Genomic DNA, 14,744 nt, shown 5'->3' with positions numbered 1-14,744 from the left:
CGGGGCACGGCTCTCACAAAAATAACCTGGTTTTAAGCGATTGAAAATCGCTGTAATAGTCGATCGCATTGAATCCACGATCCTAAGGATCACAAATTCCGTACCCTGTCATTTGTTTTGAGGGAGCGACGGCTTTGCCGTCGCTCCCTCAAAGGGAATTGGGGTTTATTACAGCGCTTCGCGCTTGGATATATTTGGATGTTTGGTTGTGTGCCGCGCTCCGCGAGGCACACAACCAAACATCTGTGGCTTCAGCCATTGAAAATGGCTGTAAATTCATGATCCTAAATATGAATACTAGCTGGAACTCGGCTGGGAAGCAGAATTTCATAAGGTAGACGCCGATCCTGATTGCGTGTTTGAATCTCAAACTCAATGTGGTTGAGCGCACTTTGAAATTCCTCGACCAGGGGTCGCACCCGCCGATCAGAAAAGTAATCACACCCATATTGACCCATATGATTGGCAATCACATTAGAAACCACATAGACATCTTCAAGTTGCCCCACGGCCAGCGCTCGAGTCGGCAATAATTCTAGAAAATCAGCGTGGGAATAGTGAGTTTTGACAACGTTGCGCCCTGTGTGATCTCTTTCGTACAGCGGAAAGGGTGAAAAGGCTGCTCCCGGCATATTCACGGCATAGCCCATCGCCGGAAAGACCGAGTAGTTGACAGACGCATGGTAAGAGGTAGCTCGCAGGATGATTTGAGCCACCAGGGTGATCAGTTCTCGCACGGTGCTGACTTTGCCTTGATTGCCCATGCCCCGAATATTGCCCCCATCCGGCGCACCCAATTCACGCAACCAGTGTTGGACTTCGCGATCGCCCACCACATCTGCATTAGAGGTATAGTACAGGCGAATATAACGCGTCACAAAGCGATGAATTGCTTGCCAGGTCGGCACAATATCATCTCGATAGGGATAGTCTGGCAAAAATTGAGCGCTGCGGGTGCCCCGTTGTTTTAGTGCCGTCATCGGCGCTTGCTCTGTCCAATCAAACTGTGCCAGTGCCCGCTGGGTGACTTCGATCGCTCCTTGCAAACTCACGCTTTGTAAGGTGGGGGTGTTGCCACCGGGTGCAATGACAATCTGATTGGTGGCAGCATCAATCGGGATCGTGAATTCAAAATGGGGATGCAATAGCACCCGAATCGGGTGGGTAGGTGCCAGGGTGCGATAGGTACAGATCGCGACGGTGCCCATGATGATGTGGCAATACGCCCCGTGGGGCACCATCCCTTGATAGTTACTATCTGCCACTTGAAATACCGTTTTTGCCATCAACCAGGCATAGCGATCGCTGGCGGGGGTAAAAATTGGATTGTCGGCTCCCGGATTTTGATGACATTGAATGGCGACGGGCATCAATCCGTTCGTGCGCTGGCGATTGAGATAAAACAGTCCAATTGGCGCAGACAAGTACTTACGCCAGTCATCACTCGTAACCCCTGTGGGGATTTTGTCGAGCAATTTGAAATCATTAAAAAACAAGCGTCCGTCTGCGTGTGCCGCTGCCAAACTGTCGGACGCATCACCGATCGCCTGTTGAAACTGTTCGTTGGTAATAGGAAAGCGTTGAAAAAACGTCGTATCATCCGCTTTGACTCGCGTTAGCAAATCAGGATTGACCCCCGTCAATCGTTGCCAGGCAAAATACCAATCCTCCTGCCAATACTGGATCGAGATCGGGGGCGCAATCGATTGCAAAATATTTTCGTAATCGGGGATGCTCAAGGGCGTGCGGCAGTTATAGGGCAAAATCTGCACGTCGCGGGGGGCTGCCCAGAGCTTCTTCTGGATTTTTTGCTTCCACGCCAGTTGGCGATCGCGCAGATAATTCAACACCCCACCATCCGGCGACGTCCGTTGAGCCTGTAGATCGCTGAGGAGATTATTTTTGACTAATTGGGCTTCCAGAGTCGCTTTCATCACCTGATAAGCGGTCGAAAAGTTTTCGGTTGCTGGCACCGTTTTGGGCAAGGGAATGCCGTGATAGTCATCGGTGAGCTGGTATGTGTCTCGATCACGGGCGATCGCTGCGGCACGGCGATCGGGATTGGGATCATCCTGAGGCAAACACGGACTGATGGCAGCTTGACATCCATTCATAGCCATAGTTGATTCTCAATTGAAGGTGGGCGCATGATAGCTGGCTGTGATGGGCACTGTGCCTGCATCATAGCCAATCGAATTAAATAAAAATGCTGTTGCCAATTTCAGAGGGCAGCAAAAAGGGATAGGACATGAAGCGTGATTGATCGCGATCGCGAATTTCTGCTTCAGCGATCGCCAGATCTTTTTGAAAATCTTTCACCAGGAATGACACTCGCGCATCCTGGAAATACAAACATGGATAATATCCCAACTTGCCATAGCGAATACTGGACAACTGATAGAGCGTATTGAACTGCATCAATGCTTGCTGCATGGGTGCCAATAATTCTAAATAGTTATCTTCATTTTGTGGCGTTTCAGCGGTAGGGGCTTGAGCGTACATCCCCCCTGAGACATTAGGAATATACGACATCATCGGAAACTGCGCATAATTCAATGCCCCATGCTGGGCTGAAGCCGTAAAAACCAGAAAGGCAACTACGTCAATCAATTGCGTTAGCGTTTGGATCGGCTCTACACCCTGAATATTGCCCCCTTCAGCACTACCAATACTCTTAACCCAGGCTTGCAGCTCACTATCTTGCAACACATCCGCATCATTGGCGTAGTAAAGCTGGAGATACTTGCCGACAAATCGATGAATCGCATCCCATAGTAAGACTGCATCATCTCGATAGGGATACTCTGGCAACCCATGTCGATCATCGACCTGGCGATTTTGAAAATCAGTTGGGGGCATAGCCTGGCTAAATTTAAATTCCTGCATACCTCGTAGCAAGAGGGTTAAACTCCCTTCTAACGTCGAACCCAGGACAATATCAACGGCTCCACCCGGAGCAATCAAGTTGTGATAGGCATAATCATTCAATGCCAGGGTGAACTGAAAGTGGGGTTGCAGCAACACGTTAATCGGGTGAACCGCTGCCAGACACCGTTCTGTTGCCACGATCGCCGCTTCCATTACCAGATGGGTATAACCCAGGTGATGAACCATCTCTTGCAGATTGCCATCGGCAGATTGTACGACTGCCTTTGCCATTTCCCACCGCACATCGTCACGCGGTGTAAAGATGCCGTTGTGGCTGGGGGATTGCTGGCATTGAATTGCAACAGGAGCCAGATACCCGACATCCTGCGGCATATCTCGTTTCCAGGCAAACAGGGCGATCGGGGCAAAGATATATTTATGGCGAGGCAATCCCAAAATCCCGGAATTCCAGGTTCCGTGAGGCAGACCATCCAGCAAGTAATAGTCGGCTACATAGAGCCGTTTTTCGGCGATCGCCCGTTCCAACGAATCATCAGCACCCATAACGCGTTGATAGAGCGCCTCTGTCACCGGAAATTTAGCCTGCATCTGCTGCCAATCTGCCAGGGACGCAATGCCTTTTAGCACCATCGGGTCAGCTCCAGCCAACCGTTGCCACGCAAAAACGCGATCGCTGACCTCCTGCCCCTGTTTCAGCTTGTAAACCATCTCAGGCTTGGGAATTAGGGCATAGAGCGAATCATATACTGCCAGATTGGTCGGGAAAGCATGGGCGACCCTGGAGGCAGCTTTAATCGGCGTTGAAAAAATAAAGTGCTTATTTCCTACCGCTCGGGTTAATCCCAACCAGTCGCATATCGAAAAGCCGTGACCAGCCGTGCCCGTGATATATTCCAAATCGATCGCCGCGTGGTTGGCTAACAACTTGGCATTCACCTGCGCTGCTTTTAACAAGTAGTCGGGGGTAAACTCCTGATCGGGGGGCACCGCCGCCGCTAACCCCACCCCACCCGGCAGAGGATCGGGAAACGGTGACGGTTGAGGAGCGTTTTGCAACCGTTGAGAAAGATCCTGGTATTTGTGGGCAAATTTATAAACGATTTGGCTACGGGCAAGCTGGGCGCGACGGGCGGGCAGATTGGGATCATTTTGGGGCAATGTAGGCAGCATAGACTGAGTTCAAAGGGGTAATAGTCTACGGAAAAAGCATTCCTTTCACTATCGACGCTGCTTTCAGAGAATGGTAGGGTATTTACTTTTATTTAAGGAATGATTCGGCGCTCACCCACTGCCTGGTAGACCCACTTAAAAGTTTTACAACGGGGTGCAGGGGTAGAACCCCTGCGTGGGGGCGCAGCCCCCACCCCCAACGTTGCAGAATTTAGTGTTCGCAACACTAATAAGACGCCTGTGCAGCTTTACCCCTGAAATGAGAACAGGTGATGGGGTGAAACGCGGCGCTCTGCGCCGCGTTTCACCCCATCACTTGCGGTTTCCTGAGCGTGGGCTATCCGTCTTCATCCAACCGTATCTCTTGAAGTTCGGCTTGCAGATTTTGGAAAAACTCACTGTTCACAATCCGTTCTACTTCCCGGCGCACCTCGCGGATGTCAATTTCTAGATCAATGGTGTCATCGTTGGAGGGCGCTGAAGGGGTATCTGACGCCGCCGATTGAGCCTGGTCGGGACGATGGTAATCGCTAGTCTCTAGGGTTAAATGAAAGGCATCAAAGCAGATCTTTAACGTCTGTTTATCGACGCCAGTTTCACAGGCAAAGACTTTCATTAACGTATCGACGGATAAATTGATCCGCTCGCTGAGTTCTTCTAGCGTATAGCGATCGCCCGCATTCTCTCTAAATTCAGCTTCGATCCGGGCACGACGAAGTTTATCCAATCCCGTCGGCGTCAAAATCACTCCTCGTTTGCGGCGGGGGGCTGACTGAGGCTTGGGTACAGGGTCTTGCGGTGCAAAATATCGCTTATATAGCTCACATCCCCAGGTGACGCGATCGCCCACTTGCTTGAGTAGCCCCATACTCGACAGCTTGTACGACATCAGCGCATCTAATGGAACAGGTGCAGACGCCTTCATGACGGTGTCCAGAGCATTGGCTAACTCCGGCTGTTCTTGCAGGGCAGCCTGATGCCGTTGCAGGTGATGAGAATAAATTCCGGTAGCCGTCGGGGCAGTTGCCAACAATTGTTGTAGCGTCATCTCGCCGCGACTGAGATGATAAATTGCCAGATGCACCAGGGCTGGATGTCCCTCCAGTAATGCCATCATCTGCTTTGTTTCTGGTTCCTTAAACCAGGTCATCCCATAGCGTTGTGCCAATTGCCTGACCTGATCGGGGCTAAAGTTGCCAATTTCGATGGGTAACCCGACATTGAAGGGAGACTGATTTAACTGAAGCGGAACGTAGACCTCTGTAGAATGCACCACAATTAACCGTAAATTTTGCCAAATCGGATGCCGCTTTGCTTCTTCAAACCAGGATCGAAACAGCGGTAAAACATCCTTTGCTACTTTGGGATGCTCAAAAATGTAGTTGACTTCATCTAATGCCAGAATCAGCGGCTTATTCAGCTTCTCTAATACATATCCGCGTAAATAGAGCGTGCAACTGATCTTGCTGCCAATGTCTTCATCCCAGTAGTTATCGAGTTTAGGGTCTAGCTGCAATTGGCGACTGATCGTGGCACACAACCAACGCAGAAACCGATTCAGATCATTCAAAATATCCTCATCCACCTGCTCCAGGCTGAGGCTAACGGTGTGGTATCCCTGGCTGATGCCATAGTCCAATGTTCGCAAGAGCAACGAGGTTTTACCCATTTCTTTGGGACCTTTGATGCGAACCAAAGCACCGGGTTTGTTAATTTCTTCGTATATCTGCTCTTCAATCGGAGAACGATCTAAATAGAAAGGAGATCCTAATGGCACCGAGCCGCTAGGATAAGGCGCAGAAATATCCGAAGTTTTTTCAGACATACGGAGAATACAGGGAAATGGATTCAGTATACTAGCTGTTTGGGTCGGATCAGCTATGGATTTAATAATGACTACTCTATCTATAGCGATCCTAAATCAGTTGTGAAAGCGCCCGCCCTTCGGGCGGCGCTTTCACAACTGATCATTTTCACGAATCAAATAGGATTGCTATATGCTAAAGATCACAAGCTAAATAGAAATCCAGACGTTCATTTTTGTTAACGCAGCGTCGCCGTGCTGACCCATAAATCTTCAGTTTGATCAAACCCTCGATCGTCACCTGACGTTCGTAACCAGTAGAGCAGACCCTAAATGGTTAATTCAGTACGAGTTGTGGGGCGCTCTGCGCCCCACAACTCTGTTTCTGACCTTAACGAACGTGCGCATCGCTATAGGGTTGGAAAGTTACTCAACGCCGCAGGACACCTTTTTCTCTAATGGAGTCACCGCAGGACCCTGGAGAATCTCACCATTGCAGCTAAACCGTGACCCGTGACAGGGACAATCCCAGCTCTTTTCGGCAGCATTCCAGGCAACGATACAGCCTAAATGTGGGCAGACAGCTGAAACTTCGTGCAATTCGCCAACGTCATCGCGGTATGCCGCAATTTTTTCGCCCTTGACCGTCAATAATTTGCCTTCACCTTTTGCCGGTGGCGGAGTGGATGGGTTGAATAATCCTTTCAGGCGATCGCCGACCCAATGAGTTCCCACATCCAGGTTTTGTTGAATCGACGTTAAGGTAGCGAACGACGTCACCCGCGTCGAATCATACAGATCTGCCCAGGGGTTCTCGATGCCTAAGATCAAGTCAGACAGCAGCATGGCAGACATCACCGACTTGGTCATTCCCCAGAGGCTAAACCCTGTTGCCACATAGGTGTGCTGGCTCAGCGGCGTTAGCTTACCGATGTAAGGGAGCTTGTCAAACGACACCATATCTTGCGAAGACCAGCGGTAGCTTACCGTATTAACCCCAAACTGGTCACGGGCATAGTTGGCTAACCGTACATACCTTGCTTCAGTATCATCTGCCTCACCGACTTTATGCCCTTCGCCCCCAATCAGCAACTGGAGTTTGCCATCGTCCGTTGGGGTCGTCCGAATCGAGTGATACTTCTCTCCGGCACCAATAAACATGCCGTCAGGATCGTGGGCAGGGTCGAAATCTGCCGCGATCAAATAGGAGCGTCTGGGATAAGATTTAGCAAAAAATAGCCCCTGATCTAAGATAGGCAGATGGGTTGCCACAATCACATCCTGAGCCGTCACAACTGCACCTTCAGTCATGATCACCCGACAGGGATTTTCCCCCTGCACCGTCTTAACTCGGGTCTGCTCAAAAATATAACTGCCCTCACCCTGAATCATTTTTGCTAGAGCTAAAATAAATTTTCGCGGATGAAACTGGGCTTGATTGCTAAATTTAACGGCACCCGCAATCTCAAACGGTAAGCCTGTTTCTTGAACAAAACTGGCGGGTAAACCGAGCTTAAGAGCCGCTTCTACCTCTGCTGTAATGTCCTCTAATTCGGCATCAGACGGTGCAAAAACATAGGCATCTTTGCGACTAAAATCACAATCAATCTGGGCATCTCGCACCCAGTCTGCTACTCGTTCGATGGCGCGCTGATTAGATTCACCATACAGACGGGCTTTTTCTTCACCCAGTGATTTTAATAAATCAGCGTAAATGAGATGATGCAGCGATGTCAGTTTGGCAGTCGTGTGCCCCGATACACCTGTGCCGATTTGGGCAGCCTCTAACACCGCTACTGTCTTCCCTGCTTGCTTGAGTAGCCTGGCAGCAGTGATGCCCACCAGCCCTGCACCCACAATCGCAACGTCAACTGATAGATCTTGCGTTAGAGCGGGATAATGCGAAGGTGGGGTGGAAGCCATCCAGAAAGAGTGCGATGTTTGAGGTAGATTTGGCATAACGGTTTCCTGACGTGACATTATTGTGGATACGTAATCGTGGATACATAAAGCGATACATAGCCATGAAAAAAGGAGGGTTGAGGGCTTTATCCCCAGGAGGAAACGAAGCTTCTCAACCCTCATCTGTAGCCCAAGGTTAAAGATGGGTGTAGCAAGTAGACCCATTTGAATGTTTTACAACGGGGGTGCAGGGGTAAAACCCCTGCCTGGGGGCACAGCCCCCAGACCCCATGGTGCAAAATTTAGTACTTGCAGCACTAGGACTGCTGGGTTTGCAGTTGCTTTTTGGCTTCTTTGAATTGAGTTGCCATTTGCTCACGTTGCTGCTCTGACAGATTTTTGCGCATGGCAGCAAACATGGTGCTTTCTTCTTGACGAGTGTGATCACCCACCATATCTTTGACTTGCTTTAGCCGAGTCTTAAATTCGGGTGCCGTCGGAGACATCGCCAACATTTCTTTTAAGACAGCTTCCAGTTCAGCCTGCTCGGTGTATAACTCCTGAGTGTTGTCTTCACCATAGAAAGACCGTACAGCCGGGTAGACTACTTGTTCTTCTGCCTTGGAATGCACAGATAAGTCTTTATACAGCTGTCCAAACAATTCTGTAATCCGCTCAGAATTGGTTTCGCTCTTGAGCTCACTGATCAGCGTTTTTGCTTTCTGGTGATCCATGAAGATCAGATTCATGATATCCATGTCTGATTTGTCGGAGTTTTGGGTGACGGTGCTGCCAATCACCCCGGTCATCGCTGCGATCGCATCTTGTACCCGTCCCCAGACGCCCTGATCAGGTGCTTCGCCAGTTAACTCATACGCACCCAGATATTCCACCATGCCTTTCAGTCGCTCCTGATGGGCACGATTTTCAAAGTTGACGGTATGCAGTGGGGTGAGCGCTTCTTCTACATCTGCACCCACGATCTGGGAAGCTTTGTGTACTACCAAACCGGACATTACCTGTCCATGCTTAAGTAGTTCGTGCTGAGCCAGTTTTTCATAAAGGGTCAAGTCAGAGCTTTTCATTTGAGATTGAATTTGCTCAACCAAATGACGCACTTTATCTTTAGGCTTAGCCTGAATGCCATACTGGGTGATGGTGGTTTCAATCACACCCAAGTTCTTTTGATCGTCTTCCAGCATATCTTCGAGGCGATCGCGGATGTCAGCTTGATTGCATTCTTGAAGGAACTGTTGCTCGTTCGCCACAATCAAGTTTTGGATCGCGCGGATATCCGCCAGCTTTTCAGCGATCGCAGATCGTTTGGCATCAGTCAATGTTGAAACCATGATGTTCTCCTTTTCAAGTAACAAAGTAACTGAATATGAATTACAGTCACCGTAAAATCACAATCCAAGCTGATTGGAATCGTGTTGACAGGGTTAGTATTGCTGCGTCGAGACATAATTCCCCATGTGAACCCTTCGGTGTCGCACGAGTGCTCAAAACTGGCAATGTTTAGTCCTGCCGGATGAATGCGCAGGCAGTCCTTTGCAGACATGGGGTAGCGCTCAAGCCGTATGATGGCTGAGTCAAATCTTTGCAGGCGCACAAGCCCGTTGATGGCACGCATCAGCCAGTTCGACAATCAACCCTGTTTGTGTTTGAGAAGTACGCTGAGCGCAGTTCGCAATATAAAACATAGGGCTTATGCTACTGAAAATGCTGATGGCATTACCTTCGTCACGGGTTCAATAAATGATTGATGGGTGCGGATGGGTGATATACCGCGTGATGCATGGTATATCATCCGTCAAGCATGATTTGACGCCACCCCAACGGTACTATTGAAATGATGAAATCCCTGTCAGGACCAACTCCCCACCTCCTGAGGCGTGTTTTAAAACTCGCTAAGAGGATTATTTTTTCGTGCGCTTCGCACCCGAAAAAATAACTTTTAAAACAACCCCTCTGGTCTTAGCACTGCTTGACCGACAAAGCTCCTGAAACACTTGATTTTTCGCAGGTTGGGTTGAGTAGAATGAAACCCAACAGAAGCTATGCTAACGTCAGGTTTTGCCGGATTCAACCCAACCACCTATGTCATAAGATGTGTCTGTCAATCAGAGTGCTAACCACACATGATTCGAGCTGAAACTATTGTGCCAGCCGCAACACTGTTGCACTAAGCTTCAGTTCCAACACCGTTGCTAGAAAGGTTGCAAGATTGATTTAACCGTCCAGCATCGGGTTTCGGTAGGACTCATCACTCAACTACATTCAAGCTTAGATGTTGTAACTCCAACAGAACTCTATCTGAAGAGCAAGATTTCAAAATGGTTCATCCGCCCATGTGTAGAACTAAACCAGGGTGACGGGTGTTGCTAAATAGGCGTCTGTAATAATCCATTCAGATGCGAAGCGCTGGGGCTAATTTATGATCTTTAGCTCGACCATGCTTTGACATGACGCTTTACGTCGCGACAGAAACATCTCGTGGGTTTTTAATGCGATAGTATTGCAAAATCTTCCTGGCTTTTTCACAAGTGCTGCTTAAGATGGAGACTAAGCACTACATCCAACCTGAAACCTGGACGCAAAATCCTGAACTGCTTGCCGTAAGTGCCTCAGGGTCTACGGGTTGATGGTTAATGATGACGATCGACTGCTTCAAACCGTTTCTACCGATGCCGTTTACTATGATCAACGCTACCTGCTTCAATCACGCAAGCCTTATATCTGCTGCCACTCCAGAAGATCTCAAACGAGTTCAGGCTCACAGCTTAGAGATTGCCCAACAGCTGGCTTGCAAACGGATGGAATGTCCCTCCGATTCGCTGACATTATCTGGTTCGCCCACGCATTTGCAGGTTCAAACTGACGTAGCCGAGGTTGAACAGGTCTTGGCATGGTTTACCCAATTCAAAGATTCAGCGATGCCGTTGAAAGTATGGTTGCGGTGTCGGTTGGCATTGACGGAAGGGTTTACGAATGCGATACGCCATGCCCATGCCGGAAAATCGGCGAGTGAACCGATTGATCTAGATGTGCAACTTTTGGGCGATCGCATTGAGATTCGCATTTGGGATCAGGGTGCCCCGTTTGACCTGGATGCCAAGCTGCAAGAGATATCGCAATCTCCCAATGGCGAAGAGGGCGGGCGGGGGTTATGGCTGATGAAAAATTTGACCCGTCACATCAGCTATACCCGTACCGGAAACTCTCGCGATTGTTTAGTGTTGGTGTTTGATCAAACCGTCTAATTCGATCGCGCCGTTGCATCCTCAGAAAGTTCTAAAAATGCCGCACACTCTACATGGGCGGTTTGCGGGAAAAAGTCAGCCGGTTGAACGCGTCGCAACCTGTAGTCTCCTGCTTCGCAGAGAATTTTTAGATCGCGTGCCAGGGTCGAAGGATTGCAACTGACATAGACGATTTGCTGAGGTTTAAGTTTGAGTAACGTTTCCAGCACAATCGAGCTGCATCCCTTACGCGGTGGATCTAAGACAACGATATCGGGTTGCATTTCTAAGGTAAACAATAACGTTTCTACATCGCCGGTGTGAAACTCGACATTGGTAATGTCGTTTAAATGGGCATTGAGTCGTGCTTGTTCGACCGCTTCCGCTTGAATTTCTAAGGCGATCGCCGACTTGACGTGTTGTGCCAACGGCAATGTCAATGTGCCAATGCCACAATACGCATCTAATAGAACTTCGGTTCCCTTTAGGTTTAATTGCTCAATGATTACCTGCAACAGGGCTTCGGCTTGCTCTGTATTGACTTGAAAAAATGTGGTTGCATTCACACGAAATGGCAATCCGGCAAATTCTTCGACCAGATAATCCCGTCCGGCAATACAATACGTTTCTTTACCAAAAATCGCATTGGTGCGATCGCTATTGACATTCACCATCACCCCGACCAGACCGGGATACCGATCTAACCAGATCTGAGCTTGGTCTTCTAGCTCTAACAATTGTTCGTGGGTGGAGACTAATGTCAACAACATTTCACCCGTGTGTCGCCCAATCCGTAAGCCTAAATGGCGCAACTTACCCCGATGCAAGGTTTCATCATAGATACTCCAACCTCGACGTTGAATATCTTGCTTTACCTCTGCCAATAATGGATTCAACCGCACGTCTTGAATCGGACATTGGTTCAGGTTAATCAGCTGGTGGCTCCCTTTCTGGTAGTATCCTGCCAAAACCGACACCTCAAGTTTTTCAGTGGCTGGTTCTGCAAACGCGTCGTTGTCCGAGTTAGACGGTTTAGGTATCGGTAGTTTTGCACCTGCACCCTGACCCTTTAGCCCCGACTTGTGTTCTTTATTGCTCGATCGCTTCAACGGGTAGGTTGCCTTGTTGCGATAGCCCAACGGTTCAGCATTGGCTAACATCGGGTCAACCGTAATCTGGTCAAATTTGCCAATCCGCTCCAGGTCTTGAATCACCAGATTCCGTTTGGTCTCCAGTTGAAACGCATAGCTGACATGCTGCCATTGGCACCCACCACATTTGTCTGCCACAAAGCAACTGGGGCGAATGCGATGGGGCGATCGCTCTAAAATCTCATGCAACTTGCCATAGGCATACTGACGCTTGACCCGGACGAGTCGAACTAACAGGCGATCGCCGACTACTGTATCTGGAACAAATACAACACGCCCTTCATAGCGCCCAACCCCTTCTCCACTATGGTTTAGATCAGAGATAGTCAGTTCGATTAACTCGCCCTGTTGCCATAACTTGGCAGACGGCTCGGTTGATTCAGACGAAATAGAAGACACGGTAGTCACGCTCGATACAGCTCAACTATTATCCCTGATCCCTTTTGAGACTGCTGGAACTTAGTCGGTCGTCATCCAGAACCATGGCAATTCTCAATAGCGTGACGTATAAGTTGTTGAGAGAGAGCCGCGCGGAGCGCGGCTCTCTCTCAACAACCTTAATGTATCCAGGTGCGAAGCGCTCTAACTAAAAAGTCAACAAAAAACCCCAGGTTGCATGAAAACCCAGGGTGCTTAGAACGCAGCTTGACCTTTTTGTTAAATGATGGAGCTAACCGGATTTTTAGACATCTACTACCTCTGACCGCTCTGATGGATCTTTTAAGTTCCCGTTGGTAGCAATAAAGCGGAGGAAGCGACAGAAACTCCTCACTGCCTAATATTTAAATAATGGTATTGAACCTTAAGTTACGGGTATTTGATTTTTAAATGGATGCACTGCCTAACTCTCTGGCGTCGCTCTCCTTCAAGAGTTAGCACAAGGGCACAGCGGCATAACCCCTTTGCAGTACAACCTGGCACTTTAGACTCGCGAGTCTAAATAAAGTTGTTTTGTAAATAGCAAGAACCGGACAAAAAGAATTGACCCTTACCTTGCTGTTTTTATTTTCGAGGATCAAAAGAAAAAGTATTTGATTTAACAGAATTATTTAACAATTTATTGGTGTATCTGCCCACACACACCACAAATGACCCATGTGTTGGCAGTGTGTGCCGAAGGCACGCACTGCCAACACACTTTCAAACCCTAGAGGATGTTACTTAAGAGGATGTGACTTACAGCACTTCGTATCGGAAGCGATTGCGGTTGTGAGGTTGCTATGGTCAGCTCCCGGCTAATAGTATTGGGCGTTTATTATTGGGCGTTGGTACTCGTGCGGTGTTTGAACCCTAAAACCCAAAAAATTTCTTTTTCTGCTTTATTGACTTCTGTTTTATGAAGGGCAGTATAAGCAGAAAAAGTTTGATGATAATACACTAAAATTTCCAATCGTTTGACCGCAGCTTCAATCTCAGACTCTTCTAAATACAAACTTTCTAAGACTGCATTGAGATCTGCTAAATAATTAGCTTGTTTTCCTGCACCTTCAGCAACAATAAATTTAAGTTCTCCTGCATGTTGATACAGGAGTTTCCGAATATAGTAGGCAGTCAGAGGAGATAAGCGCAACAAATGACCTCCAGGAGATTTCTTCACTGTTTCCAGAGTCATTAATGCATTCGAACAATTTGAGACTGCACTCTCAAACGTTAGAGCAGCTCAGGATGAATAGCAGTTACAACTAAAATCATCCTGATACTGATGGATTTTGTGTCGGAACTATCTAATCCTGTAAAGGCGTAGCATTTGGGCAAAGATTTTCGAGGTCAATCAATGATGTTTTACCCAATGCTGTATCCCTACGATAGAGCAACACAAACTGAACGAAAACCAGAAATTATCTTGAAAACGGTTGGTTTGTAACTCGCGTTTACCCACAGAAAAATTCTCAGGATCGTAGATTTAATAAGACTAAAGATTTATTGTTGCAAGCGTGGCTTGCCGCGCTTGCAACAATAAATATCTGGGGTTTATTTAATGTGTGATCCTTAGTTACAAACCCAGTAGCGTTTAATGGTTTGGAGCACAGCAAAAACAAATCGGTCGATGCTCTAAGTCAAATGTGATCTCACAATCAACTAAAGCATTCAAATCCTGAAATTGAATATCTGCCAATAGTTCTTGCACATTGTGAGCTTTAAAATCAATCCAAAGCGTACAATCCTGGCACGAAAGAATGACGATGGATTGAATATCTTTTTGCCACAGTTGAGAACTGAGAGCATACGCCAAGCTTTGCTGATGCAATTTGAATCTTTGGAACTGAAAAAATAACTGATTCTGGTAGAACAACCCTTCTCTTATTGCTCCGTTGAACCAAAATTTAAAAGCCATAACTTGGTCCTTTTTGACGGCAGAGTTGAGAGAAATAAGGTCAGTAAAAATTACAACCATGAACGCTAAAAGCTTAACGTTTGGCGACGTCGAACAACATCGGTGTAATCCATACACGAACGATCCGTATTACTCAGGAAATAAAATAAGTGAAACTACGGACAAAAATATCCGGGAAAATACTGTTGACTCGGTTTCCTATGGCAGTGACTGGTTATACCCTTTACCTGCCGTCATTTGCCATAGAGTGG

9 protein-coding genes are annotated in these 14,744 nt (G+C 47.9%); 1 reads left to right on the top strand and 8 read right to left on the bottom strand.

Annotated elements, in window-relative coordinates:
- Positions 1 to 284: 284 nt before the first annotated feature.
- The 5 genes from ACR6Z4_RS03200 to ACR6Z4_RS03180 form a co-directional block, all read right to left on the bottom strand.
- Entirely contained in the window at positions 285 to 2,120 is a 1,836-nt protein-coding gene (locus ACR6Z4_RS03200; RefSeq protein WP_479715774.1) for a lipoxygenase family protein, read from the bottom strand.
- 76 nt (positions 2,121 to 2,196) lie between these two features.
- A complete protein-coding gene (locus ACR6Z4_RS03195) occupies positions 2,197 to 4,059 on the bottom strand; it encodes a lipoxygenase family protein (RefSeq protein ID WP_479715773.1) in 1,863 nt (620 codons plus the stop codon).
- A gap of 337 nt (positions 4,060 to 4,396) precedes the next feature.
- Entirely contained in the window at positions 4,397 to 5,884 is a 1,488-nt protein-coding gene (locus ACR6Z4_RS03190) for an AAA-like domain-containing protein (protein ID WP_479715772.1), read from the bottom strand.
- Between the two features lie 405 nt (positions 5,885 to 6,289).
- Positions 6,290 to 7,822: an FAD-dependent oxidoreductase gene (locus ACR6Z4_RS03185; protein WP_479715771.1), complete on the bottom strand. Its 1,533-nt coding sequence runs from the start codon at positions 7,820 to 7,822 to the stop codon at positions 6,290 to 6,292.
- Between the two features lie 260 nt (positions 7,823 to 8,082).
- The gene (locus ACR6Z4_RS03180) at positions 8,083 to 9,114 is read right to left on the bottom strand and encodes a hemerythrin domain-containing protein (protein WP_479715770.1); all 1,032 of its coding nucleotides are present in this window, start codon (positions 9,112 to 9,114) and stop codon (positions 8,083 to 8,085) included.
- Positions 9,115 to 10,416: 1,302 nt separating this feature from the next.
- Here ACR6Z4_RS03180 and ACR6Z4_RS03175 point away from each other — a divergent pair.
- The gene (locus tag ACR6Z4_RS03175) at positions 10,417 to 11,028 is read left to right on the top strand and encodes an ATP-binding protein (protein WP_479715769.1); all 612 of its coding nucleotides are present in this window, start codon (positions 10,417 to 10,419) and stop codon (positions 11,026 to 11,028) included.
- On the opposite strand, the gene rlmD is transcribed toward ACR6Z4_RS03175, so the two are convergent.
- From rlmD to ACR6Z4_RS03160, 3 genes are all read right to left on the bottom strand, one after another.
- Positions 11,025 to 12,557 (bottom strand): 23S rRNA (uracil(1939)-C(5))-methyltransferase RlmD, encoded by a 1,533-nt coding sequence (gene rlmD, locus ACR6Z4_RS03170; RefSeq protein WP_479715768.1) that lies wholly within the window; start codon positions 12,555 to 12,557, stop codon positions 11,025 to 11,027. The two genes, ACR6Z4_RS03175 and rlmD, sit on opposite strands and share 4 nt — an antisense overlap.
- An 856-nt stretch (positions 12,558 to 13,413) precedes the next feature.
- The gene (locus ACR6Z4_RS03165; RefSeq protein WP_479715767.1) at positions 13,414 to 13,770 is read right to left on the bottom strand and encodes a hypothetical protein; all 357 of its coding nucleotides are present in this window, start codon (positions 13,768 to 13,770) and stop codon (positions 13,414 to 13,416) included.
- Between the two features lie 399 nt (positions 13,771 to 14,169).
- Positions 14,170 to 14,553 (bottom strand): hypothetical protein, encoded by a 384-nt coding sequence (locus tag ACR6Z4_RS03160; protein WP_479715766.1) that lies wholly within the window; start codon positions 14,551 to 14,553, stop codon positions 14,170 to 14,172.
- Positions 14,554 to 14,744: the final 191 nt, after the last annotated feature.

It is taken from the genome of Calyptranema fuscum S582 (genome assembly GCF_055793305.1).
The sequence above is the reverse complement of the archived record's forward strand: the minus strand, read 5'-3'. Positions and strand labels throughout refer to the sequence as shown.

What these genes read in the sequence shown, in the direction of transcription:
- ACR6Z4_RS03200 (WP_479715774.1), bottom strand. Translation starts at nt 2,120, where the DNA reads ATGGCTATGAATGGATGTCAAGCTGCCATCAGTCCGTGTTTGCCTCAG.
- ACR6Z4_RS03195 (WP_479715773.1), bottom strand. Translation starts at nt 4,059, where the DNA reads ATGCTGCCTACATTGCCCCAAAATGATCCCAATCTGCCCGCCCGTCGC.
- ACR6Z4_RS03190 (WP_479715772.1), bottom strand. Translation starts at nt 5,884, where the DNA reads ATGTCTGAAAAAACTTCGGATATTTCTGCGCCTTATCCTAGCGGCTCG.
- ACR6Z4_RS03185 (WP_479715771.1), bottom strand. Translation starts at nt 7,822, where the DNA reads ATGCCAAATCTACCTCAAACATCGCACTCTTTCTGGATGGCTTCCACC.
- ACR6Z4_RS03180 (WP_479715770.1), bottom strand. Translation starts at nt 9,114, where the DNA reads ATGGTTTCAACATTGACTGATGCCAAACGATCTGCGATCGCTGAAAAG.
- ACR6Z4_RS03175 (WP_479715769.1), top strand. Translation starts at nt 10,417, where the DNA reads ATGATGACGATCGACTGCTTCAAACCGTTTCTACCGATGCCGTTTACT.
- ACR6Z4_RS03165 (WP_479715767.1), bottom strand. Translation starts at nt 13,770, where the DNA reads ATGACTCTGGAAACAGTGAAGAAATCTCCTGGAGGTCATTTGTTGCGC.
- ACR6Z4_RS03160 (WP_479715766.1), bottom strand. Translation starts at nt 14,553, where the DNA reads ATGGTTGTAATTTTTACTGACCTTATTTCTCTCAACTCTGCCGTCAAA.